The organism is Pseudorhodoplanes sp., assembly GCF_059499825.1.
Genome location: NZ_JCABZI010000005.1, coordinates 541,454 through 561,716 on the forward strand (window position 1 = coordinate 541,454; position 20,263 = coordinate 561,716).

21 protein-coding genes are annotated in these 20,263 nt (G+C 62.9%); 8 read left to right on the forward strand and 13 right to left on the reverse strand.

Going from position 1 to position 20,263, the window contains the following annotated elements:
* Positions 1-36: 36 nt before the first annotated feature.
* Positions 37-549: a DUF992 domain-containing protein gene (locus tag AC5I5I_RS09815; protein WP_495972355.1), complete on the reverse strand. Its 513-nt coding sequence runs from the start codon at positions 547-549 to the stop codon at positions 37-39.
* A 391-nt stretch (positions 550-940) separates the two neighbouring features.
* On the opposite strand from AC5I5I_RS09815, the gene AC5I5I_RS09820 reads away from it, so the two are divergent.
* The 4 genes from AC5I5I_RS09820 to AC5I5I_RS09835 all read left to right on the forward strand — a co-directional run bounded on the left by AC5I5I_RS09820 (position 941) and on the right by AC5I5I_RS09835 (position 6,670).
* Positions 941-1,510, forward strand: coding sequence for a hypothetical protein (locus tag AC5I5I_RS09820; protein ID WP_495972589.1), 570 nt, complete (start codon positions 941-943; stop codon positions 1,508-1,510).
* Positions 1,511-1,540: 30 nt separating this feature from the next.
* The gene (locus AC5I5I_RS09825; protein ID WP_495972357.1) at positions 1,541-4,177 is read left to right on the forward strand and encodes an arylsulfatase; all 2,637 of its coding nucleotides are present in this window, start codon (positions 1,541-1,543) and stop codon (positions 4,175-4,177) included.
* 65 nt (positions 4,178-4,242) lie between these two features.
* The gene (locus AC5I5I_RS09830; protein ID WP_495972591.1) at positions 4,243-5,868 is read left to right on the forward strand and encodes a DUF1254 domain-containing protein; all 1,626 of its coding nucleotides are present in this window, start codon (positions 4,243-4,245) and stop codon (positions 5,866-5,868) included.
* A 94-nt stretch (positions 5,869-5,962) separates the two neighbouring features.
* Positions 5,963-6,670 (forward strand): ion channel, encoded by a 708-nt coding sequence (locus tag AC5I5I_RS09835; RefSeq protein WP_495972359.1) that lies wholly within the window; start codon positions 5,963-5,965, stop codon positions 6,668-6,670.
* A 41-nt stretch (positions 6,671-6,711) separates the two neighbouring features.
* Here the strand turns inward: AC5I5I_RS09835 and AC5I5I_RS09840 are convergent, their stop codons facing one another.
* Positions 6,712-6,969: a hypothetical protein gene (locus AC5I5I_RS09840; protein ID WP_495972361.1), complete on the reverse strand. Its 258-nt coding sequence runs from the start codon at positions 6,967-6,969 to the stop codon at positions 6,712-6,714.
* A gap of 63 nt (positions 6,970-7,032) precedes the next feature.
* A complete protein-coding gene (locus tag AC5I5I_RS09845) occupies positions 7,033-7,224 on the reverse strand; it encodes a hypothetical protein (protein WP_495972363.1) in 192 nt (63 codons plus the stop codon).
* A 585-nt stretch (positions 7,225-7,809) separates the two neighbouring features.
* On the opposite strand from AC5I5I_RS09845, the gene AC5I5I_RS09850 reads away from it, so the two are divergent.
* The 3 genes from AC5I5I_RS09850 (at position 7,810) to AC5I5I_RS09860 (ending at position 9,913) form a co-directional block, all read left to right on the forward strand.
* Entirely contained in the window at positions 7,810-8,091 is a 282-nt protein-coding gene (locus AC5I5I_RS09850; protein WP_495972365.1) for a CsbD family protein, read from the forward strand.
* A gap of 211 nt (positions 8,092-8,302) precedes the next feature.
* A complete protein-coding gene (locus AC5I5I_RS09855; protein WP_495972367.1) occupies positions 8,303-8,599 on the forward strand; it encodes a hypothetical protein in 297 nt (98 codons plus the stop codon).
* A 246-nt stretch (positions 8,600-8,845) separates the two neighbouring features.
* Complete coding sequence (locus AC5I5I_RS09860; RefSeq protein ID WP_495972369.1) at positions 8,846-9,913, forward strand: DUF2778 domain-containing protein; 1,068 nt, start codon at positions 8,846-8,848, stop codon at positions 9,911-9,913.
* A 104-nt stretch (positions 9,914-10,017) separates the two neighbouring features.
* Here the strand turns inward: AC5I5I_RS09860 and AC5I5I_RS09865 are convergent, their stop codons facing one another.
* From AC5I5I_RS09865 to trhO, 4 genes are all read right to left on the reverse strand, one after another.
* Positions 10,018-10,200, reverse strand: coding sequence for a hypothetical protein (locus AC5I5I_RS09865; protein WP_495972371.1), 183 nt, complete (start codon positions 10,198-10,200; stop codon positions 10,018-10,020).
* An 8-nt stretch (positions 10,201-10,208) separates the two neighbouring features.
* A complete protein-coding gene (locus AC5I5I_RS09870; RefSeq protein WP_495972373.1) occupies positions 10,209-10,544 on the reverse strand; it encodes a hypothetical protein in 336 nt (111 codons plus the stop codon).
* Between the two features lie 301 nt (positions 10,545-10,845).
* A complete protein-coding gene (locus tag AC5I5I_RS09875) occupies positions 10,846-11,064 on the reverse strand; it encodes a hypothetical protein (protein WP_495972375.1) in 219 nt (72 codons plus the stop codon).
* A gap of 127 nt (positions 11,065-11,191) precedes the next feature.
* Positions 11,192-11,977, reverse strand: coding sequence for an oxygen-dependent tRNA uridine(34) hydroxylase TrhO (gene trhO / locus AC5I5I_RS09880; RefSeq protein ID WP_495972377.1), 786 nt, complete (start codon positions 11,975-11,977; stop codon positions 11,192-11,194).
* A gap of 843 nt (positions 11,978-12,820) precedes the next feature.
* On the opposite strand from trhO, the gene AC5I5I_RS09885 reads away from it, so the two are divergent.
* Entirely contained in the window at positions 12,821-13,741 is a 921-nt protein-coding gene (locus AC5I5I_RS09885; RefSeq protein WP_495972379.1) for a DMT family transporter, read from the forward strand.
* A gap of 9 nt (positions 13,742-13,750) precedes the next feature.
* Here the strand turns inward: AC5I5I_RS09885 and AC5I5I_RS09890 are convergent, their stop codons facing one another.
* The 6 genes from AC5I5I_RS09890 to chpT all read right to left on the reverse strand — a co-directional run bounded on the left by AC5I5I_RS09890 (position 13,751) and on the right by chpT (position 20,159).
* Positions 13,751-14,635 carry a CheR family methyltransferase gene (locus AC5I5I_RS09890; RefSeq protein ID WP_495972381.1) on the reverse strand — a complete coding sequence of 295 codons (885 nt, stop codon included), beginning with the start codon at positions 14,633-14,635 and terminating at the stop codon, positions 13,751-13,753.
* Positions 14,632-15,711, reverse strand: a complete 1,080-nt coding sequence (locus AC5I5I_RS09895) for a protein-glutamate methylesterase/protein-glutamine glutaminase (RefSeq protein WP_495972593.1) — start codon at positions 15,709-15,711, stop codon at positions 14,632-14,634. The genes AC5I5I_RS09890 and AC5I5I_RS09895 overlap by 4 nt, the downstream gene beginning before the upstream one ends.
* Positions 15,712-15,804: 93 nt before the next feature.
* Positions 15,805-16,170 (reverse strand): response regulator, encoded by a 366-nt coding sequence (locus AC5I5I_RS09900; RefSeq protein ID WP_495972383.1) that lies wholly within the window; start codon positions 16,168-16,170, stop codon positions 15,805-15,807.
* A 49-nt stretch (positions 16,171-16,219) separates the two neighbouring features.
* Positions 16,220-16,681 (reverse strand): chemotaxis protein CheW, encoded by a 462-nt coding sequence (locus AC5I5I_RS09905; protein WP_495972385.1) that lies wholly within the window; start codon positions 16,679-16,681, stop codon positions 16,220-16,222.
* Between the two features lie 4 nt (positions 16,682-16,685).
* Positions 16,686-19,298 carry a hybrid sensor histidine kinase/response regulator gene (locus AC5I5I_RS09910; RefSeq protein WP_495972388.1) on the reverse strand — a complete coding sequence of 871 codons (2,613 nt, stop codon included), beginning with the start codon at positions 19,296-19,298 and terminating at the stop codon, positions 16,686-16,688.
* Between the two features lie 165 nt (positions 19,299-19,463).
* Complete coding sequence (gene chpT / locus AC5I5I_RS09915; protein WP_495765210.1) at positions 19,464-20,159, reverse strand: histidine phosphotransferase ChpT; 696 nt, start codon at positions 20,157-20,159, stop codon at positions 19,464-19,466.
* Between the last annotated feature and the right edge of the window lie 104 nt (positions 20,160-20,263).

The following is a 20,263-nucleotide window of genomic DNA, read 5'->3' on the forward strand; positions in this document are numbered from 1 at the left end:
CCTTGGCGCACCGGACATCCGCTAATGCCGTGGAAGTTAAGGCACCCACCTCAATTCGATGGTGGAGAGACCGACCGACACATTGAGCGCGACCTCGCCTGACAGCGAGACCGGCTGCAGCGCGTAGGAGCGCCCGTTGCCGCCGAACATGATATTCGCACCGACGCCCACGCCGACGCCGATTTCGCCGCTCGGCCCGACATAGGTGCCGGCCAGCGCACCGTTCAACGGACCGGCTGTGGGAGCGTAGACCTGCCAGGCTAACCCTTGCGCCAGCGTCACGCCGATGTCGACGCCGAGCGTGCCGAACGTGCCCGTGTAGATTTCAGGCGGATACGGCCCGACCGGCTTGTATGTACAGTTCATCGTCTGAAGCGAACCGACCACGAGGCCGATCGTCGGCGACAGATTGCAACTCAACAATCCTGTGTTCACGCCGGTCACGCCCGGCGGCGGCGGCGGAACGGGAGCTTGCGCATTGACGGCGCCCGTAACGGTGCATGCAACAAATGCTACCGCAGCCGGCAATGCGCGACGACTGAAAAACATCGATTCGACTCCTCAGTGAGATACGGCCGGACGTGCGGCCGAAGTGAGCGGCAAGTTACGGTCGATCGCGGTCGTGTCAATCGGTCTCGATTGATCCCGCTCACATATTCGAACTGTCATCTTTTGCTGGCTTCAAATGGCAAGATTGAGCGCGGCCGAATTGATAGCGTGACAAGGGGCTTATGATCAGACGCGCGGAAGAAGCAAGTTTGGCTCATATCAGCGACAATTTTAATATCTGAAAGAGGAAATGCCTATGAGAACGCTCGTTCTGAGCGGTGTCTTGACATCGTTCGTGCTGATGACGTCGGGAGCCGCCTATTCTCAAAGCCCGGCGCCTGCACCGCACGTGCCGCTGCAAAAAACCATCGGACACGGCAAGCCGCAGGTGGTGCCGTCGCTGTTCGTTCTGAATTCGCGCGGTGCCAGCCTCGAAGGCGGTAAACTGGTGCTGACCGGCGTTTCCCCGAACGCGATCGTATTCGCGGATCGGCCGGTGCGCTCCGCCGGCCACGATCTCACCAGCCGGATCGTCGATGACTGGAATAAGGGTACGGATAACTTTGCGAAAGATCCGCCGAACGCGACCGTGTCTGGTTTCACCAAGGACGGCTCCGGCGTGAAGGATGCGGTCGTGGTGCTGAAATCACCGAAGCTAGAGGGCGACAAACTGACCTTCGATATCGATGTGCTGGAAGGCGACCTGAACGGCGCCGACGGCTCTGCCGCCGTCTTCATCGACATCATCGGCCGTCCGTTCACGCCGTTGTCGTTCGCTGGTGCTGCACGGCGCACCGCGTGGCGCGGTGCGTATTATGCGGGCGCCGCGGCGGCGGTTGGGACCGCTGCAGCAGTCGGTGCGGCGGCGGCTTACGGTGCGCCATACTACGCGCCGCCGCCGGCAGCCTATTATCCGCCGCGTCCGGCCTGCGGCTATTATCCCTATCCACCCTGCTACTGATCCTCTTCGCTCGCGCCGGGAGATATCGTCATGGCGACACGCAACACGACACTGACCGCTCTGGGGCTGGTTCTGTTGGCGACCAGTCAGGCGCTCTCCCAGGGAGCGACCGGCACGCCGGGATCTCCAAGTGCGACAACGACGATCGACGGAAAACAACTTCCGCCGCCGGATCCAAAATTCGGCGGCGTCATCAGGGAAGAGGCCTTGCAGTCGAAGCCGTGGTGGGCGCCGCGGATTGTGCCTCCCAAGGGCGCACCGAACGTTCTGCTGATCATCACCGACGATTCCGGATTCGGTGCGCCGAGCACCTTTGGCGGCGTCATTCCGACTCCGACCATGGATCGCATTGCGAGCCAGGGCCTGCGTTACAATCGGATGTTCTCGACCGCGCTCTGCTCACCGACGCGCGCGGCGCTGATCACCGGTCGCAATCATCACTCGGCCGGCTTCGGCGTGATCTCCGAGCAGTCCACCGGCTTCCCCGGCTACAACTCGATCATCGACAAGGACAAGGCCACCGTCGGCCGCATCCTGCTCGAAAACGGCTATGCCACCTCGTGGTTCGGCAAGAACCACAACACGCCGGCATTCGCCGCGAGCCAGGTCGGGCCATTCGATCAATGGCCGACCGGGATGGGATTTGAATATTTCTACGGCTTCATCGGCGGCGACGCGAATCAATGGCAGCCGAACCTGTTCCGCAACACCACGCAGATCTTTCCATTTCAGGGCAAGGAAGGCACCTGGAATCTGATCACCGGCATGGCCGACGACGCCATCGACTACATGACCCGGATCCACCAGACCCAGCCTGACAAGCCGATCTTCATCAAATACGCGCCGGGCGCCACGCACGCACCGCATCACCCGACCAAGGAATGGGTCGACAAGATCAGCGCCATGAAGCTGTTCGACGACGGCTACGAGAAACTGCGCGAGCGCATCTTCGAAAACCAGAAGCGCATCGGCGTGATTCCGAAGGACTCTAAACTCACGCCCTGGCCTAAAGAGATCCTGAAGCCGTGGGATCAACTGACCGACACCGAAAAGAAGTTGTTCATCCGGCAAGTCGAGGTGTTCGCCGCCTACGCCGCTTACAGCGACCACGAGATCGGCCGCGTGATCCAGCAATTCGAGGACCTCGGCAAGCTCGACAACACGCTGATCATCTTCATCAACGGCGACAACGGCACCAGCGCCGAGGGCGGCCCGAACGGGACACCGAACGAGGTCGCGTTCTTCAATGGCGTCCAGGTGCCGGTCGATGTGCAGATGAAGTGGTACGATGTCTGGGGCACCGAGCAGACCTACAATCACATGTCGGCCGGCTGGTCCTGGGCGTTCGATACGCCGTTCGACTGGTTCAAGCAGAACGCGTCACGCCTCGGCGGCATCAACCAGAACATGGTGGTGTCGTGGCCGGCCCGCATCAAGGACAAGGGCGGCCTGCGCGAGCAGTTCGTTCACGTGATCGACGTGCTGCCGACCATCCTCGAGGCTACCGGCATCCGTGCCCCCGATATGGTGGACGGCATCAAGCAAAAGCCGATCGAGGGCACGAGCTTCCTCTATACCTTCGATGCGAAAAACGCGAAGGCGCCGTCCCGCCACACCACCCAGTATTTCGAGATGATGGGTCAGTGGGCTTTGTACAAGGACGGCTGGATGCTGAGCACCAAAGTCAACCGGGCGCCCTGGCAGGCGTTCGGCCCCGCCAATCCCGATCCGCTCAACAAACAGGACTTCCAGCTCTATGACCTGAGCAAGGACTTCACCCAGTCCAACGACATCGCGGCCGCGAACCCCGCAAAGGTTGCGGAGATGCGCAAGCAATTCCTGGCTGAGGCGAAGAAATATCAGGTGTTGCCGCTCGATGCCTCGGTCGCGGCGCGCATCGTCGCACCGCGTCCGAACATCACCGCCGGCCGTACCGAGTTCGTCTATACGCGGCCGATGATCGGTTTGCCGCAAGGCGACTCGCCGTTCATCCTCAACGCCTCGTACACGATCACGGCGGACATCGAGGTGCCGCAAGGCGGCGCCGAGGGCATGATTCTGACCTCCGGCGGGCGCTTCGCGGGCTACGGCTTCTATCTGCTGAAAGGCAAGCCGGTGTTCCTGTGGAATCTGGTCGATCTGGAGCGCCTCAAGTGGGAGGGGCCGGACGCACTGACACCGGGACGCCATACGGTCGAGTTCGACTTCAAGTATGACGGGTTGGGAGCGGGCACGCTTGCCTTCAACGATTTCTCGGGCGTCGGCCGTCCTGGCACCGGCACTCTGAAAGTCGACGGCAAGGTCGTTGATACAAAGCCCATGCCCAAGACGCTGCCGATGATCCTGCAGTGGGACGAGAGCTTCGACATCGGCTCCGACACGCTGACCGGCGTCAACGATGCCGACTACAAGCCGCCTTTCACCTTTACCGGCAAGCTCAACAAGCTGACGGTCAAGATCGATCGGCCGCAACTCAGCCCTGCAGACATCAAGAAGTTTCAGGCTGCAATGAGCACGGCCGCAGACGGCCCCTCGGGTGAAGATCTCGGCGTGCTGCACAAGATCGAAATGCGACTCGACAAGCGCGAAGACTGCCGCAAACAGGCCGAGGCCAAGAAGCTCGGTCCAGTCGAACGGATCGAATTCTTCCGCGAGTGCATGAAGTGACACTGCGCAAAAAGCATGAGGGGGCATCGCGCCCCCTTTTTTTGAGTTAGGGAACCGTGAAAGCCATGAAGCGAGTCACACTCGGCGCGCTCGCCGCAGCCGCCTTCGTCACCACAGTCTTCGCGCAGACCTACAAGATGACGACGCCAATCGCGCCGGGGGTTGCCGTTCCCGACAGGATCGAGTCTTCGATCGGCACATTGAACCTGAGCTACGGCTATCCCTCGGCGGAGACCGCCGAGAAGATCTACGACAACCTCGATCGTTCGCGTGCGCTGCAGGCTTACCTCTTGGGTATTCCGATCGTGAACCAGGCGGGCATGCGTGCTTCGCTGCGCCAATTCGGGCCGGACAACCAGACGAACGTCATCTGGGAAAATCTGGTCGACCCCAAAACGGTCGAGCTGACCGCCAACGACAACACGATCTACAACTTCATGTGGGTCGATACGAAAGAGTCCCCGCTGGTCGTCGAAATCCCACCCAGGGTTCTCGGTCTGGTCAACGACTTCTGGTATCGCTGGGTGGCCGACGTCGGCATCACGGGCGCCGACAAGGGCCAAGGCGGCAAATACCTGATGCTGCCACCGGGATACAAAGGCGACGTGCCGGCCGGCTATCACGTGGTACGCCCCAACACGTACGGCAACTGGCTGGTCTTCCGTGCGTTCGTCGTCGACGGTTCGACCAAGCCTGGCGTCGAGTCGGTGAAGAAGAATCTCAAGATCTATCGGCTCTCCGACGCGGCCAATCCGCCGGCGATGAAGTTCGTCAACGGCTCAGGACTTCCTTCCAACTTCGTTGCTCCGGGCGACTACTCGTTCTGGACGCTATTGAATCAGGTGATCCAGGAGGAGCCGAGTCAAGGGTCGGATCCGACAACCCTGGGTTTTTTCGCATCGATCGGCATCGTCAAGGGTCAGCCCTTCAATCCCGACGAGCGGATGAAAAAGATTCTGACCGATGCGGCGAATATCGGCGCGGTAACGGCGCGAACAGTCGCCTTCAAGATTCGGTCCAAGGAGGCTTATTTCTTTCCGGACAGCGCTTGGCGGCTGCCCTTCTTTGGTGGCTACAAATTCGAGGTATCGCCGGGAGTCAGCAATCTGGATGGCGCGATCCAGTATTATTACTTCGCCACTGGCGTGACGCCCGCGATGGAAGAGAAGATGGTCGGCCTTGGGTCGCAATACCCATGGTCGGTCCAGGACTCGAAGGGCAATCCCTTCGATGGCGCAAATACCTATCGGTTGCGGCTGCCACCCAATGTCCCGGTGAAAGATTTCTGGTCGGTCATCGTCTACGACAATCAAACAAGGTCGATGGTACAAACCGACCAGCCGGCTCCAAGCGTTAGCAGCCAGAACAAGGACGTCAAAATCAACGCCGATGGATCGGTCGATGTCTGGTTCGGTCCCAAGCCGCCGGCCGGAGCGGAGAATAACTGGATCCAGACTCTGCCGGGAAAAGGCTGGTTCATGATTCTCCGCCTCTACGGTCCGCTGGAGCCATGGTTCGACAAGACTTGGAAGCCGGGCGAGATCGAACTTGTTTCAGCAGCCGCAGGAGAAGGCTTGATCCAGAAGATTGAAGGCCGCCTGGACAAGCGCGAGCAATGCCTTCAGCAGGCGGACGTCCGGAAGCTCGGGCCGGTGGAGCGTATCGAATTCGTGCGCGAGTGCATGAAATGAGTTTGCTAAAGATCCTTGGCCTGGCGCAGTCGCCGGCCGAGCCGGCGTTCTCCGCATCATCACTCCCGTCCGCGCATAACCTGGCAGGCCCGACATGCTCACACAGCTCAGAAACGCGCTTGCCCGCTCGCGCACGCGCTACGGCGAAAGACTGCTGACAACCACGACCGTCATCCTCGCGCTCGTGCTTTTCGTGTTCGCGCCATTGCAGGCGGCGAATGTCATCGCACTCGAGGCCATGGGGTTCGCGGCGGCTCTCGTACTGATCGCCAGCACGGTCGCAATGTCCGGAAGCCTCACCGCCCTGGCGCTGATGCTGTTCGCATTCTGTCTCAATGGCACGACGGTTCTGAAACGCGCATTCGATCCATCGACGATCGATGTCGCATTTCTCGCCAGCGGCTGGATCATCGTCGCGGCCACGCTCGGCGTCGTCGTGGCGCGTGATGTTTTTGCACCGGGACGCGTCACCGTTCATCGCATCGTCGGTGCGGTGGCGCTCTATCTGCTCATCGGGGTGGTCTTTGCCGGCATGTTCGCCATTGTCGGCGTCCTGATCCCGAAAGCGTTTACTGGCCTTACGTTGGCAGACGACGGCGGGCTTGCCAGCGAGACGATCTATTTCAGCTTCGTCACCCTGACGTCGATCGGCTACGGCGACATCCTGCCCGTGCACCCTATCGCGCGGAGCCTGAGCAATGTCGAGACCATCATCGGCCAGCTTTACCCCGCAACCCTGCTGGCGCGGCTGGTCAGCCTGCAACTCGCCGCGCCCTCTACCCCGGACAGCGGCGACGCATAGCAGCGTACCGCCACCGAGTTCCCCGCTCGTGTAGCGTTACATCAGTGGCGCGTGCCATCGCGCACGTTGGTCATCACAAGATGGATCGTGATGCAGTCCTGCGGAATGTCATAGCGTTCGGCCAGACCGGAAATCATCTCGCCGGCAATTTCGATCGACGGCGCGACTTCCTCACCCCAGGCACGGTCCTCCTCAAGCGCGCTGCAGGACATACGGATGCTGACGGTGAACGCACCCTCCTCCTGGGTAATGCAGGCATTCAGATGCGTGAAGACCGGTTCGGTCGGCGTTCTGGTCACGTCGGCATCGCCCTTTGGTTGCGTCTCACCTTGGGACGCCCGAATCGCTCCCGCGTCACGGGATTAAATCGGCTGCACCGGCGATGGTGGGGTCCTCAAGCGGCGGAGCTTCTCGAGGGTCGCAGACGTGTCCGCTTTGAACGAGCCAGCAGGAACCGCCCGGATTTCATCTTCCAGCATCAACATCAATAGCTGATGCTTGATCGCCGCCGTCGAGGGCAGCTTGAGCTTTCGTCCAAAGCGGTGGCTGAGCATGACATTCCTCGCTGCGCGGCATTGGTCAGGCGGTCGAGAGACTCAGACCACCTTCAGCCGCCCACTCGGTTTCGGCCGCCGCATCGCCGCTTTTGGCGCAGATTTTCGCGGGCGGGCGGCAGCCTTGGCCTTTTTATGGGGCGCTGGAAGCTGGATGACGGAGTCACGCTCAAGACGCTCCGCCCTGAGCCTTGCGGTGCGGGCGATGACCGCATCCGTTTCCACGCGGTAGTCGGACACTGCGACCTTAGCGTCGCGCGAAAACAATGCGAGGCGAGCTTTTCGCTGTTCGGAGTTTTCGTTCATCTCCTCACATATGCACTTTATTGCGGATTAACAGGGCAGCGGAAAAGGTGACGTCCTGACCGGTCTCCGCCAGCTTCGCCTGTCGTCCGCCTGCATCGCACCATTTGCTCGGCGCAATCGCGATCCTGCCCGACATTGTTGCAGTGTCGGCTCTAACGGAAACGCCATCCCATACTTATCTCCGGGTCATCTGCAAAAAAGATCGGAAAAGACACGGCTTGCGATGTCGCGCGTTCAACGCGATGCCGTGCCGCCGCAAGTTGAGACGACCGGATCTCGATGAGACCGCTTCAGCTCCCCAATGCCTCACGTCTTTTCAAGGTGATACTGATGAATGAAATCAACCCAAGGCTGGCGCTGGCCGATATGGCCAATTTCTCCGAAACAAAGAGAGGCATCCTCGGCGACATCCGCACCACCTGGGGGAAATTCTCCGAAGACGACCTGACCAGACTTCGCAGCAACGACGATCTCGTGACCGAGATTGCTGCCAGATACAACATCGATAAGGCGCAGGCCCAACGCGATGTCGACGCCATGATGCGCGGCCGCCAGATCTGACCGTCGCCAACTTCCGCTTTTGACATTTCAAGGAGCTTTCGATGCCAGCTTGGTTTGTGCCACCGGTCGTCGTTCCGGTCGGACTGCTCGCCCTCCTTATTATCGTGGTCCTTGCGCGACAATCGTTCGGGCTGTGACCGGCATGAATCGTCGCTTATGCGCGGAGCGAGCTGCTTATGGCAGGCACGCCCCCATCGGAAAGGTCGATAACATGACGCACCGGTTTCGTGCCAAGCTAACGGTCGCATTGCGGTTGCCTGTTGTCGGCGCATTGTTGGTGCTCAGCACGGCCGCGTCCGCCCAGTTTCTCGAAGAGAGCAAGAGCATCAAGTTCGGGAGCGGGTGCCAGGAGCGCATCAAGCCCATTGAGACAGGATTGGGGACCTGCCTGATCACCGACAAGAGAGCCCGCGTCTGGTGTCCGAACGGCAAGGTTTATGAACGCGACGGAGAGGTGCCGCACGTCTCCCTGGTCAGATCGGCCTGCGGCTTGATGCAGGTCCTGTAGCCGAACCGCCCCGGAGGCCGTGATTCGCACGGCGCGTCTAGGTGCCGCGACACGGCGCAACGTCGCCCTCACGGTTCCCGGCCGGTTGGGTATTACCATTTGCGTTAACCATTCTGCGTGTTTGCCCGAAGCTGCCACGATTTGGTCGCGTACAATCCTTCCTCGCGCCTTTACCCGCGTTTAACCACGCTGGGTCCAAGGTGAATGGGGGAATTCTCGTTGGGTTGTGTGGGGGATTTGCGTTCCATGACGCGTGCGACCCATGGCCGGCGCGTCAAGACGCGCAAGCGGCAGGCAGCATCGTTTCAGGCGGCCCGGTTCGTGGGCCGACTCGCCGGTTCGTTCGGCCGCAGCATGATGACACTTGCGGTCGCCTTTGCGCTCGTAACCGGCGCGCTGACCGCCGCGGGCTGGATCATTTCCATCGCCAGCGATGCCAAGACCGAGCGGCTCTCGACCATCGGGCTGCCGCAGCAAAGCGACTTCGCCTGGCTGTCGATCCCCCGAAGCGCCATCGCCTCGACCCTGCCCTATGTCACCCGCAACTGGCCGGAAGACGAGACCGCCGACACCACCGGCTCGGTCACGCCCCAATCCGCCGCGCCGCAATCGATCGCGCTGCCCTCGTCCGGACTGCTGGGCGCCTCGACCAATGACCCGCTGTTCTTCGACCCCAGCAGCCAGCACAAGGCGCAGTTCGAGCAGCGCTTCGCCGCGGTGACCGATCGCTTCGACAGCCGCCCCTATTCGGCGGGCTTCGTCGAGCGCGTCGTGCGGGAGAAGGATCAGCCGCCGATGATCCTGCCGCGGCGCCCGCAGCGGGCCTCGCTGCCGCCGGCGACCGGAATCAAAATCCCCGACGACGATCCGCAGCTGCAGAAGACCGCGATCTATGACATCAACGCCAAGGCGGTCTACATGCCCGATGGCGAGAAGCTCGAGGCGCATTCCGGTTTCGGCCAGTACATGGACGATCCCAAACATGTGCGACTCCGCATGCGCGGCGTGACCCCGCCGAACACCTACAAGCTCACCATGCGCGAAGCGCGTTTCCACGGTGTCGAGGCGATCCGGATGAATCCGGAAGACCACGCCGCGATGTTCGGACGCAACGGCATCCTGGTGCACCCCTATATGCTCGGGCCGAATGGCCAGTCGAACGGCTGCGTCTCGGTCAAGGACTATCCAAAATTCCTCGCCGCCTTCAAACGCGGCGAGGTCAATCGCATGGTCGTGGTGTTCCGCCTGCCGGAGCCGCCCGCGGCCTATGTCCGCCGCAACCTCGGCAAGACCAGAACCGCGAAAGCGCAGTAGCGCCGCGCCTCACGGCCGGGCTTCACCCGGCCGTGCAAGGGTCGGCCAGCCGTACGCGGCCAGCACCAGTCCGGCCATCAGCAGCACGATCAGCGCGGTCTTCATCACGCCGCCTCGGTGCGCAGACCGGCTGCGGCGTTGACCGTCTGAAACAGCGCCGCACAGGATCGCAGCGCGCCGGCGCCCGGAAAGGTCGGCGCCGGCGGCTCGGGTTTGCGGGAAAAGTCGACGCGCACGACATTGCGCTCCCGGCCGATCACATAGCAGTCGATCATGGTCGCGATCATGATCGCACCTATTGCAGCGAGTGGCCGTGATCGGGCTTGTCGCGGCGCAGAAGGCCGCGCAGCCGCCGCTTGCGCAGGGTCCGCCCCACGCCCGGCATCGCGTCATTCGCCTGCCGGTCGAGCGTGCGCAACGCGTCCATGATCTCCTCGAAGCGCACCTGATTGCCGCCGGGGATTTCGCGCAGATCGGGGGCGGCTTCCAGCGCACAGGCATCCGACGCCCAGGAGGCCAGGATCGCGCGCTTCTCGTTGAGGCTGAGATCGGGATCGCGGACCACATCCGACGGATGCGCGAAGGCGCGGGACGGATGCAGCAACTCGTCGAGATCGAAGCGTGTGCTCATCGCCGGCCCTCCGCATCGGCAGGGACGGCAAGACGGTGTCGTCTCATAGCCAAAGTCTCCAAAGAGCATGCTCACCAGAGCAACGTTGCTACGAGCGCGCGCCGGACGTCCTCCAGCGCCCGCAACGGGCCCGGTCCGGCGCCCGTCGGCTGGACGATTTAGGGCGGAGCGGCACGCCGTCAAGAGGGGGATGGGCGCGCAGAGACCCCTGGGGCCGCGCCCATTTTCAGTTCTATTTCAGAGGTTTATGCCAAAGCGACAGCGTGTCGCAGGTTCGCCGCGGCGTGGTCGGCCCGCCCGCTCATCCCCACTTGCGCTTGACCGCATCCTCGCGCGGCAGCAATGCCACCTTGACGTCGCCGCACCATAATTCGACGTCGTGACCGTCGACGTAGCGCGCGGCATGCGCGCGGGCTTCCTGGTCGTCGGCGGCGGAAAAATTATGCGCGCGGGCGAAGCTGCCGTCGGGTCCGATCACATAGGCGCGATAATTCGGCATGCAGGCGCTCCAAGAACTCATCGGTCGAGATCTACAGGGGAGCACACGCCGCTCTCGGGTGCCGGCGCCTGTAGGCTCGATGCCGGCAATGGTGGCTTTTAGCGCGAACGAAACGGCAACTCTATTAACAATGACGTAGCTGTTCCCGCTACGCCGCGTCGTCGTCGCGGGGCGCCAACAGCGGGTCGCCCGGCGCCGCGTCTTCGCCCGCGCGCGTCACCGCGAGTCCGTGGCCGAGCGCCACCCGCTCGTCGAACACGAAGCATTCCCCGCGCCAGCGGCTCTCGCTTTCCGGCACGGTTTCGAGATAGCGCAGGATGCCGCCCTTAAGGTGATAGACCGAGGCAAAGCCCTGCGCGAGCAGATACGCGCTGGCCTTCTCGCAGCGGATGCCGCCGGTGCAGAACATCGCGACCTTGCGATGCTTCTTGGGATCGAGTTCGCGCGCGGCATAATCACGAAATTCGCCGAAACGCGACAGCTTCGGATTCACCGCGCCGTCAAACGTGCCCATCGCCACTTCGAAATCATTGCGGGTGTCGATCACAAGCGTATCGCCGTCGGCGATCAGCGCATTCCAGTCGGCGGCATCGACATAGGTGCCGACTTTTTTCGTCGGATCGGTGGCATCGCCAAGCGTGACGATCTCCTTCTTCAGCCGCACCTTCATGCGCTGGAACGGCATGACCGGCGCGGTGGAATATTTCAGCTCGAGATTGTCGAGCCGCCCGCCGAACAGAGCGCCATCGCGCAACTCGGTGATGAGTCTGTCGATCGCCTCATCGCTGCCGGCGACGGTGCCGTTGATGCCTTCATGCGCCAGCAGGATCGTGCCCTTGATCGCGAGGCGCTCGCACAGCGCGCGCAGCGGCTCGCGGAGGTCGCGGAAATCCGGCAGCGATACGAATTGATAGAGAGCGGCGACTTTCAGCATGGTGGGTGGGGTTTAGCAGGGAGTGGCCGGCAAAATAAAGATTCTGCGACGAACAGCAGTTTAAATCCGTCACCCTGAGGTGCTCGGCGCCCAGCGCCGAGCCTCGAAGGGCGACGGCCCGGAAAGAAAGCAGGGGCCGTCCATCCTTCGAGGCTCGCTTCGCTCGCACCTCAGGATGACGGATCAGCCAACAACCACTCTTGTAACTCGGATTGCCGCGACTCGCCTCTCGCGGCAGACGTGCGACTTGACACATGAACGGTTATGGACTATATTCCTATCCATCCCATCCACCGAGGGCGTTGTCATGAGACGTCATGAAGGCGGGGTGGGATGCGGCGCCTGCGGGCGGGGCTCGTAACCCCGCACTCGGGCGGTGCCGGGGCTCCGCCCGGGGTCACTACGGACCCCTGCCAGGAGCTGGCTGACGCCATGCGCAGCTTCAGGCGCATGGAGGCAAAGCGCGGCCCGGTACCGAAATGAGAACGCCGCGGACGGTGCGCCGAGAGGCGGCCGCATGACAAAAAATCATGCGGCACAAAGGACTGGCCTGCGCTTCCCGGCGCACCGTCCCCCCTCCCCTTTGCGGAGGGTCCGAGAGATCGAGGCGTACCCGGCGCCTTCCAAACAACACGGGCAACGGCGCGCGCCCGCACTCTTTCATCAAACGCGGTTGACCTCCCCCCTTGCGGGGGAGGTCGCCCGCCAAGCGAAGCGCCGGCGGGCGGGAGGGGGGTAGCTGCAATGCGATCGAATTTGTTAGACCCCCCTCCCCAACCCTCCCCCGCAAGGGGGGAGGGAGCACACCGACCCCGCTGCGACGAACACAAAAGACCTCACCAGATGGCAGATGCAGCAGGATCGACAAGCGCGGAAGCCAGCAAACACCGCGCCCCCCTTCACGGCCGCACTGCGACGCTGATCGGCTTTTGCGCGGTGATCCTGTGGGGCACGCTGGCGACGCTGACCGCGCTGAAGGGCGGCGGCATTCCGCCGTTCCAGTCGACCGCGATCACCTTCCTGGTCGGCGGCGCGACCATCGCGGCCTACGCGATCGCCACAGGCGCAACGCGCGCCATGGTGCCGACGCTGCCCTCGTTCCTGCTCGGCATCTACGGCCTGTTCGTGTTTCATGTCCTCTATTTCGCCGCGCTGAAACTCGCCCCGCCGGCGGAAGCAGGTCTGATCGCTTCGCTCTGGGCGTTGCTCACCGTGCTGCTGTCCGGCTTCCTGCCGGGCGTGACATTGAGCTGGCGGCATATCGTCGGCGCGCTGATGGGCTTCACCGCCGCGGGTCTGCTGGTGTTCGACAAGATCGGCGCATCCAGCGGCCATCCCGATGCGCTGGTGGGGTTCAGCTTTGCGTTCGCCAGTGCCGTGGTGTGGGCGACCTACTCTGTCATGTCGCGCACGATCGCGGCGGTGCCGAGCGAGAGCGTGGCGCCCGCGTGTTTCGCAACGGCTGCGCTCGCGCTCGTCTGCAATCTCGTCTTCGAAGGCTGGGAGACGCCGACCGCCTCGCAATGGATCGTGATGGTGCTGCTGGGACTGGGCCCGATCGGCTCGGCCTTCATGCTGTGGGATATCGGCATGAAGCACGGCAATGTCGCGTTCCTCGGCGTGCTCGGCTACGCCACCACGGTGATCTCGACCACGCTGTTGATCGCGCTTGGCCTCGCGACGCCGACCTGGGTGCTGCTCGTCTCGGTCACGCTGATCGTGCTGGCAGCGCGGCTCGCGGCGCCGCGCCGGCGCAAGGCGTGAGTCGCGGCGTTACGAGGCGAGCGGGATGGTGGGCGACGGAAATTGCAGCACGCGATCGGCGACGGGAGCGATCGGCGTGGCCGGAGCGACGGGCGCATACAGCCCGCGCTTGTCAGGCACCGACCTGAAGCCCTGGGTCAGTCCGATCGTGGTTTCGGCGGCGCCGAGAATGAGAAAGCCGTCGGATGCCACCACCCGTGCCAGCCGGTCGAGCACGTCGGATTTAGCGGCCTGATCGAAATAGATCAGCACGTTGCGGCAGACGACGAGATCGAACTGCCCGAGCCGGGAGAAATCGTCGAGCAAATTGAGCGGGCGAAACTGCACCATCGCGCGGATGTCGGGCGCGATCTGCCAAGCCTCGCCGGTCCGGCTGAAATACTTCACCAGCAGATGGATCGGCAATCCGCGCTGCACCTCGAACTGGTTGTAGGTGCCTGCCTTCGCCTTTTTCAGCACCTCGCTGGACAGATCGGTGGCGATAATTTCAATGCGGAAGCCGTCGAGCGCGGCACCGCTCTCCTTGATCGCCATGGCCAGCGAATAGGGCTCCTGCCCGCTTGAGGCGGCCGCGCACCAGATGCGGATGCGCTTGTAGAGCTCGCGGCTGCGCATCAGCGTCGGCAGGATGAAGGCCTGGAAGTGCTCGAACGGGATGCGGTCGCGGAAGAAGAAGGTCTCGTTGGTGGTCATCGCCTCGACCACTTGGGCGGTCAGAGCCTGGTCGGTGCCGCACCGCAGCCGGTGCGTCAACTCGGACAGATCGGCGATGCCGTTGCGCCGCGCCACCGGCATCAGGCGGCTCTCGACCAGATATTGCTTCTCGGCCGACAGCATCAGGCCGGAGCGCTGCTTCAGCAGTTTGCGGATGAACTCGAAGTCGCTGCCGGTCATGGCCGCCTCCCGAAGGCGGTCAGGATCGCGGGCGCGATCTCGGGCAGCGGCAGAACCTGCGCACACAGGCCGGCCTGCGCGATCGCACCCGGCATGCCCCAGACGGTGCTGGTCGCCTCGTCCTGCGCGATCATGTTGCCGCCGGCGGCGACGATATCCGCGCCGCCTCTGGTGCCGTCGCTGCCCATGCCGGTCAGCACCAGGCCGAGCACAGTTCCGCCCCAGATCTCCGCCGCGGACGAGAACATCACGTCGACCGAGGGCTTGCAGAAATGCACCGGCGCCGAATCGTCCAGCACCGCCACCGGCTGTCCGTTCGCGCGCACGAACCTGAGATGGCGATGCCCGGGGGCGACATAAATCCGGCCGGCCTGGATCGGTTCGCCGTCCTCGGCTTCGCGCGCGAGGCGTCCGGTCGCCCGGCCGAGATGCTCGGCAAGAATGGTGGTGAAGGTCGGCGGCATATGCTGTGTGATCAGCACCGGGACCTCGTCGATCACCGGACCGAGCCGGCTGCAGACCTGGTCCAGCGCATGCGGCCCCCCGGTGGAGGCTCCGATCACCAGCACGCGCGGCCTGGCCTTGGTCGCGGCTCTAAGCGCGAAAGATCGTTGGGCAGTTTCCGGCTCGGACGCGCTCCTGCGGCTCACCACCGGCCGCAGCACCCGCCCGGGCTCCCGCGCCCGGCGCGCCCGTGCGCCAAGTTCGCGGATTTTGGCGACGAGCGCATGCCGGTAGGTCTCGGTCGTAACGGCGCCCTGTGCCTCCGGCTTCTGAATGCAGTCGAGAGCGCCGAGCGACAACGCGCGCAGCGTGACCTCGGCGTTTTGCCGCGTCAGAGTCGACGCCATGATGACGACAAGGCCGGGCTTCCTGTTCAGGAGCAGCGGCAGCGCGGTAATGCCGTCCATGTCCGGCATCGCGACATCGAGCAAGACCACATCCGGATCGGCGCGATCGAGATAGTCCATCGCCTCGCGTCCGGTCCGCAGCGACGCGACGATCTCGATACCCGGCTCGAGCTCGAGCCAGCGGCGAATGAACCCGCGCGCAACCGCGGAATCGTCCACCACCATCACGCGCAATCGGTCAGCCGCCGTTTCAGGCGGCCGGGTTTCACGATTGAAAAGTGCCGTCACGTTGACCACCGGGCCGAATGGATGATGGGCTCAGATCAGACCGACTTCCTGGAATTTCGCCTCGACGATATCGCGATCGAACGGCTTCATGATGTATTCGTTGGCCCCGGCATGGAGCGCGCGCGCAATATGCGCGACATCATTCTCGGTGGTGCAAAACACGACCTTGGGCCGTTCACCGCCGGGCATCCGGCGCAGCGCCTTGAGGAAGTCGTAGCCGTCCATCCTCGGCATGTTCCAATCGAGCAGAATCGCGTCCGGCAGCGTGCGATGACACTGATCGAGCGCCTGCTGGCCGTCTTCGGCCTCCGTGATCTGGAATTCCAGCCCTTCCAGAATTCGCTTCGCAACTTTGCGGATGACGCTGGAATCGTCGACGATCAGACATGTCTTCATGGCACCCTCACTCGCTGTTCTGGCGGACTGGTCCGCATACCCCACCGCTTCAAGCGGCTATCTCAGTGCATTTCAGATCGAGAACCGCGTCGACGTCGAGCACCACCATCAGCCTGTCGTCCAGGCGATGAACGCTCGATGCGACGCGTTTGAGTCGTTCGTCGAGATTGACAGGAATCGGCTCGACGGTTTCGGCGCCAGGCTTCAGAACCTCGCCGACCGCGTCGATCACCAGCCCATAGGATTCCCCGTCGCCCTCGATCCCGACGGCGATCTTCGCGCGACCGACATCACCCGAGACGCCGAGCCGCCGTCTCAGGTCGATCGCCGTGACGATACGGCCGCGCAGGTTGATGACCCCTGCAATGTCCTCGTCTGCAAGCGGAACGCGCGTGACCTGGCTGAGCACGAACACATCTTGCACGCGTGAGATCGGCAAACCAAACAATTGCCCCCCGATGGTGACCGTGACGTATTCGGCGCTTGCCGCTGGTTGCTGCGTATTCAGCATGGCGTCAGGCCGCCCGACTGGTGACGCCGCCGGCCTGTTCCTTGATCGCGGCAATCAGGCCCTGACGATCGAACTTGCCGACGAAGTCGTGGAAACCGGCGCGGCGCACGCGCTCGATCATATCGGGGGTCGTGATCGACGACAGTGCGATCAGCGGTATCTGCGCAGTCCTGGCCTCGGACCGCAATGCGCTCGCGAGCGCAATGCCGTCCATACCCGGCATCTGCAGATCGGTGACGATGAGGTCGAAGGCGCGGCCATTGCGGATCATGCCGAAGGCCTCGTGCCCGCTCGCAGCGGAGGTGACGGCATAGCCGGCGGCACGCAGAACGGGGGTGAGCATGTTGCGGAAGAAGGCGGAATCGTCGACCAGCAGCAGGTGCTGGCGCGGCCGCTCCAAGGTATCGCCGCCCAACCAATCCGCAAAGGCGGCAGGCAGGTAATGTCCGACATCCATGATATCGGTCGCTTCGCCCTTCACGATAGCCGAGCCGATGATGCCCGGGCGTTCGTCGCTCACCTCGATCTCAAATTGCTCCTCGACGATATCGACGATCTGATCGACAACAAGCGCCATCGAGCGGACACCGTCCGAAAAAACCAGAAGCGGCTGCGTTCCGCTCTCCTTCACGCGAACACATTCGCCCGGACAGATCAGCGGCATCAGATGGCCGCGATATTGCACAAGGTGGCGGCCTCCCGCGACCTCGATACTGCCCACATCGATCTCTTCGAGGCGCGTTACCAGCGACAACGGAACGGCGCGCGGCGAAATCGAGCCGGCGCGGAAGATCAGCAGCGCCGTCTTGTTTTTTTCAGGCGCGTCTGCCTCAGGCACCGGGATGGCGTCGCACGTGATCCCGCTTGTTCGCACCGAGCCGAAAGCGGCAAGGATCCCATTCGGATCGAGGATCATGATGACCGTGCCGTCACCCAGAATGGTATTTCCGGAGAATGCGTGGATGTGCCGCAGTTTCGTGGCCAGCGGCTTCACCACGATTTCCTCGGTATGGAACACACGATCGACGACCATACCGAACGATTCCGCGCCGACCTGGGTCACCACCACGAAAGCCTTTTCGGTTTCCTGGTCGGCCGAGCTACCGAGACGCAAGAATTTTCTCAGGAAGATGAGCGGCAGCAACTTGTTCCGCAGGCGCAATACCGGCGTATCCTTGATGCGCTCAACCCGGTGCTCGCCGTCACCGCGCACGCGAACGAGTTCCATCACCGCCACCTGCGGTATCGCGAAGCGCTCCCCGTCCACTTCGACGATCAGCGCCGAGACGATAGCAAGCGTCAGCGGAATCTTGATGGTGAACACCGTGCCCTGCCCGGGCACCGATTTCACGTCGATCACGCCGCCAATCTGGTCGATATTGTTTTGCACAACATCCATTCCGACGCCGCGGCCCGAAATGTTGGTGACCGCCTCCGCGGTCGACATGCCGGCAGCGAAGATGAACCGCTGAAGCTGCGCATCGGACATCTTCTCAAGTTCGACCTCGCTCGCGAGTCCTTTCGCCAGCGCCTGTGAGCGGATCCTGTTGGTATCGAGACCTCGTCCGTCATCCGACATTTCGATGACGATATGACCGCCCTCATGACGTGCGGTAAGCCGGATCGTCGCGCGCTCCGGCTTGCCGGCGCGGCGTCGGTCCGCCGGCAACTCGATCCCATGATCGGCGGCGTTGCGCACCATGTGCGTCAGCGGATCCTTGATCATGTCGAGAATCTGCCGGTCGAGTTCGGTCTCGGCGCCCTGCATTTCGAGTTCGATCTGCTTGCCGAGTTCGGCGGACAGATCGCGCACCAGACGCGGCAGTTTCTGCCAGGCACTGCCGATCGGCTGCATGCGCGTCTTCATGACGCCTTCCTGCAATTCGGCGGTGACATGCGAGAGCCGCTGCAGCGGCAGCTTGAACTCCGTCTCGGTCTGGCGTCGTGCCAGTTCCATCAGCTGATTGCGGGTCAGCACAAGCTCCGAGACCATGGTCATCAGATGTTCGAGCGTGTCGACATTGACCCGGATCGATGGACTCGCAGCCTTGGCGTCCGCACGCTCCGCAATCTTTCCGGAGTCGGCAGGAACAGGCTTTCCCGGCAAGCTCGCGGCCGGTGCCGGTCCGGGCGTTTCACGAAACGCGGATTCAAGCTCGTCGACTGTGGCCTCGCCTGGCTTCAACGTGCGGGCGGGCACCGGGCGGTCGAGCGAGTCCGAGGCGGGAGACGTCACACGCGGCACCGTATCCGCCATCGCATCAAGCCGGACGATCAGATCGTCATCGGTCCCGTCGGGCTCGATCTGACGCCGCTCGATCGTCTCGAGAATTTCCTTGATGCGGTCGAGGGTGGCAAGGATCAGCGAAACCGCGCTCTGCGTGACCGGCAGGCCGTCACGGAACCGGCCCATCAGATTCTCGGCGGCGTGTGCGAGCGTCGCAAGCCGCGGCAGATTCAGAAACCCGCAGGTCCCCTTGATGGTGTGAACGAGGCGGAAAATGTTGGCGAGGATGTCCGCGTTGTTCGGCTCCTGCTCAAAACGCACGAGCTCGGAATCGACCATATCGAGACTCTCATGGGTCTCGGTCAAAAAATCCCGCAACAACTCGTCCATGGCGAAAGACTCTCCGCGCCGGACATCTCCGGCGGCGCACCACTCCGTCCATGGTAGTGTGTTGGTAACCGTTTAATATTGCGTAAGGGGAAGGCAGGAGATCGTCGGCTTAACCCACGGTTAACCTTGTCGATCCAGGTCGCCGTCTTACGCTTGTTCGCGCGCCTATCGGGCCGCGACGACGATCGCCTCGCCTTCGCTAACGGCGGCAACGGTCAATCCGCAGTCCTTTGCGAGCAGACTAGTGTAGTAAGGCTGCACCGCATGCGCGTCGACGGTGCCGCCATGCGCACCACCGGCGAGCAATTCCGGGACCGCCTGCGGCACCTTGGCATAGCCCCCGCTGGCGGCAATCCGAAACGCCATCGTCTCGCCCTCGCCAACCGGATCGACAATAATCTGGCCGCCGCGCGGGATCGACTGACCGGCAATCAGCAGCATGTTGAGCAAAAGCTTGACGCGATTCTTCGGGAGCAGGAGGCGCGGCAGATTCCAGGTGATCTTGGTCTTGTCGTCCTCGAGAAAAGCGCGCGCCACCTTTTCCGCATCGCCGATATCGATCTGCGCGCCCGCAGACCCGGCGGCGCCGAAGGCCAGCCGGCAGAATTGCAGCTTCGCCGAGGCCTGGCGCACACTTTTCTTGATCAGGTCCATGGCGAAGGCCTTGGTTTCCGGATCGTTGTCGTCTTCCATCACTTCGAGGCCATTGACTATCGCGCCGACAGGGCTGATCAGGTCGTGGCAAACGCGCGAGCACAGCAGAGCAGCCAGGTCCAATGACCCGACATGAATGCCGGATTCGGAGTTTTGGTCGTCGAACTTCTGAGCAGCGGACGCTTGAGCGACAGAGTTGGCGGACATGAATCTGGCTCCGGTCAAGGCGGCGGCGGAACGCGAATCACTCGATCCGAGCGCGGGCGCTCGCTTGATACACCGCGCACGCCGGTGCGCCAAGCTGCCTATCG

What these genes read in the sequence shown, in the direction of transcription:
- AC5I5I_RS09870 (WP_495972373.1), bottom strand. Translation starts at nt 10,544, where the DNA reads ATGAGCACACGCTTCGATCTCGACGAGTTGCTGCATCCGTCCCGCGCC.
- AC5I5I_RS09910 (WP_495972388.1), bottom strand. Translation starts at nt 19,298, where the DNA reads ATGGACGAGTTGTTGCGGGATTTTTTGACCGAGACCCATGAGAGTCTC.
- AC5I5I_RS09875 (WP_495972375.1), bottom strand. Translation starts at nt 11,064, where the DNA reads ATGAGTTCTTGGAGCGCCTGCATGCCGAATTATCGCGCCTATGTGATC.
- AC5I5I_RS09850 (WP_495972365.1), top strand. Translation starts at nt 7,810, where the DNA reads ATGAGACCGCTTCAGCTCCCCAATGCCTCACGTCTTTTCAAGGTGATA.
- AC5I5I_RS09830 (WP_495972591.1), top strand. Translation starts at nt 4,243, where the DNA reads ATGAAGCGAGTCACACTCGGCGCGCTCGCCGCAGCCGCCTTCGTCACC.
- AC5I5I_RS09815 (WP_495972355.1), bottom strand. Translation starts at nt 549, where the DNA reads ATGTTTTTCAGTCGTCGCGCATTGCCGGCTGCGGTAGCATTTGTTGCA.
- AC5I5I_RS09890 (WP_495972381.1), bottom strand. Translation starts at nt 14,635, where the DNA reads ATGACCGGCAGCGACTTCGAGTTCATCCGCAAACTGCTGAAGCAGCGC.
- AC5I5I_RS09900 (WP_495972383.1), bottom strand. Translation starts at nt 16,170, where the DNA reads ATGAAGACATGTCTGATCGTCGACGATTCCAGCGTCATCCGCAAAGTT.
- AC5I5I_RS09905 (WP_495972385.1), bottom strand. Translation starts at nt 16,681, where the DNA reads ATGCTGAATACGCAGCAACCAGCGGCAAGCGCCGAATACGTCACGGTC.
- trhO (WP_495972377.1), bottom strand. Translation starts at nt 11,977, where the DNA reads ATGCTGAAAGTCGCCGCTCTCTATCAATTCGTATCGCTGCCGGATTTC.
- AC5I5I_RS09895 (WP_495972593.1), bottom strand. Translation starts at nt 15,711, where the DNA reads ATGGTGGTGGACGATTCCGCGGTTGCGCGCGGGTTCATTCGCCGCTGG.
- AC5I5I_RS09885 (WP_495972379.1), top strand. Translation starts at nt 12,821, where the DNA reads ATGGCAGATGCAGCAGGATCGACAAGCGCGGAAGCCAGCAAACACCGC.
- AC5I5I_RS09825 (WP_495972357.1), top strand. Translation starts at nt 1,541, where the DNA reads ATGGCGACACGCAACACGACACTGACCGCTCTGGGGCTGGTTCTGTTG.
- chpT (WP_495765210.1), bottom strand. Translation starts at nt 20,159, where the DNA reads ATGTCCGCCAACTCTGTCGCTCAAGCGTCCGCTGCTCAGAAGTTCGAC.
- AC5I5I_RS09865 (WP_495972371.1), bottom strand. Translation starts at nt 10,200, where the DNA reads ATGATCGCGACCATGATCGACTGCTATGTGATCGGCCGGGAGCGCAAT.
- AC5I5I_RS09845 (WP_495972363.1), bottom strand. Translation starts at nt 7,224, where the DNA reads ATGCTCAGCCACCGCTTTGGACGAAAGCTCAAGCTGCCCTCGACGGCG.
- AC5I5I_RS09835 (WP_495972359.1), top strand. Translation starts at nt 5,963, where the DNA reads ATGCTCACACAGCTCAGAAACGCGCTTGCCCGCTCGCGCACGCGCTAC.
- AC5I5I_RS09860 (WP_495972369.1), top strand. Translation starts at nt 8,846, where the DNA reads ATGACGCGTGCGACCCATGGCCGGCGCGTCAAGACGCGCAAGCGGCAG.
- AC5I5I_RS09855 (WP_495972367.1), top strand. Translation starts at nt 8,303, where the DNA reads ATGACGCACCGGTTTCGTGCCAAGCTAACGGTCGCATTGCGGTTGCCT.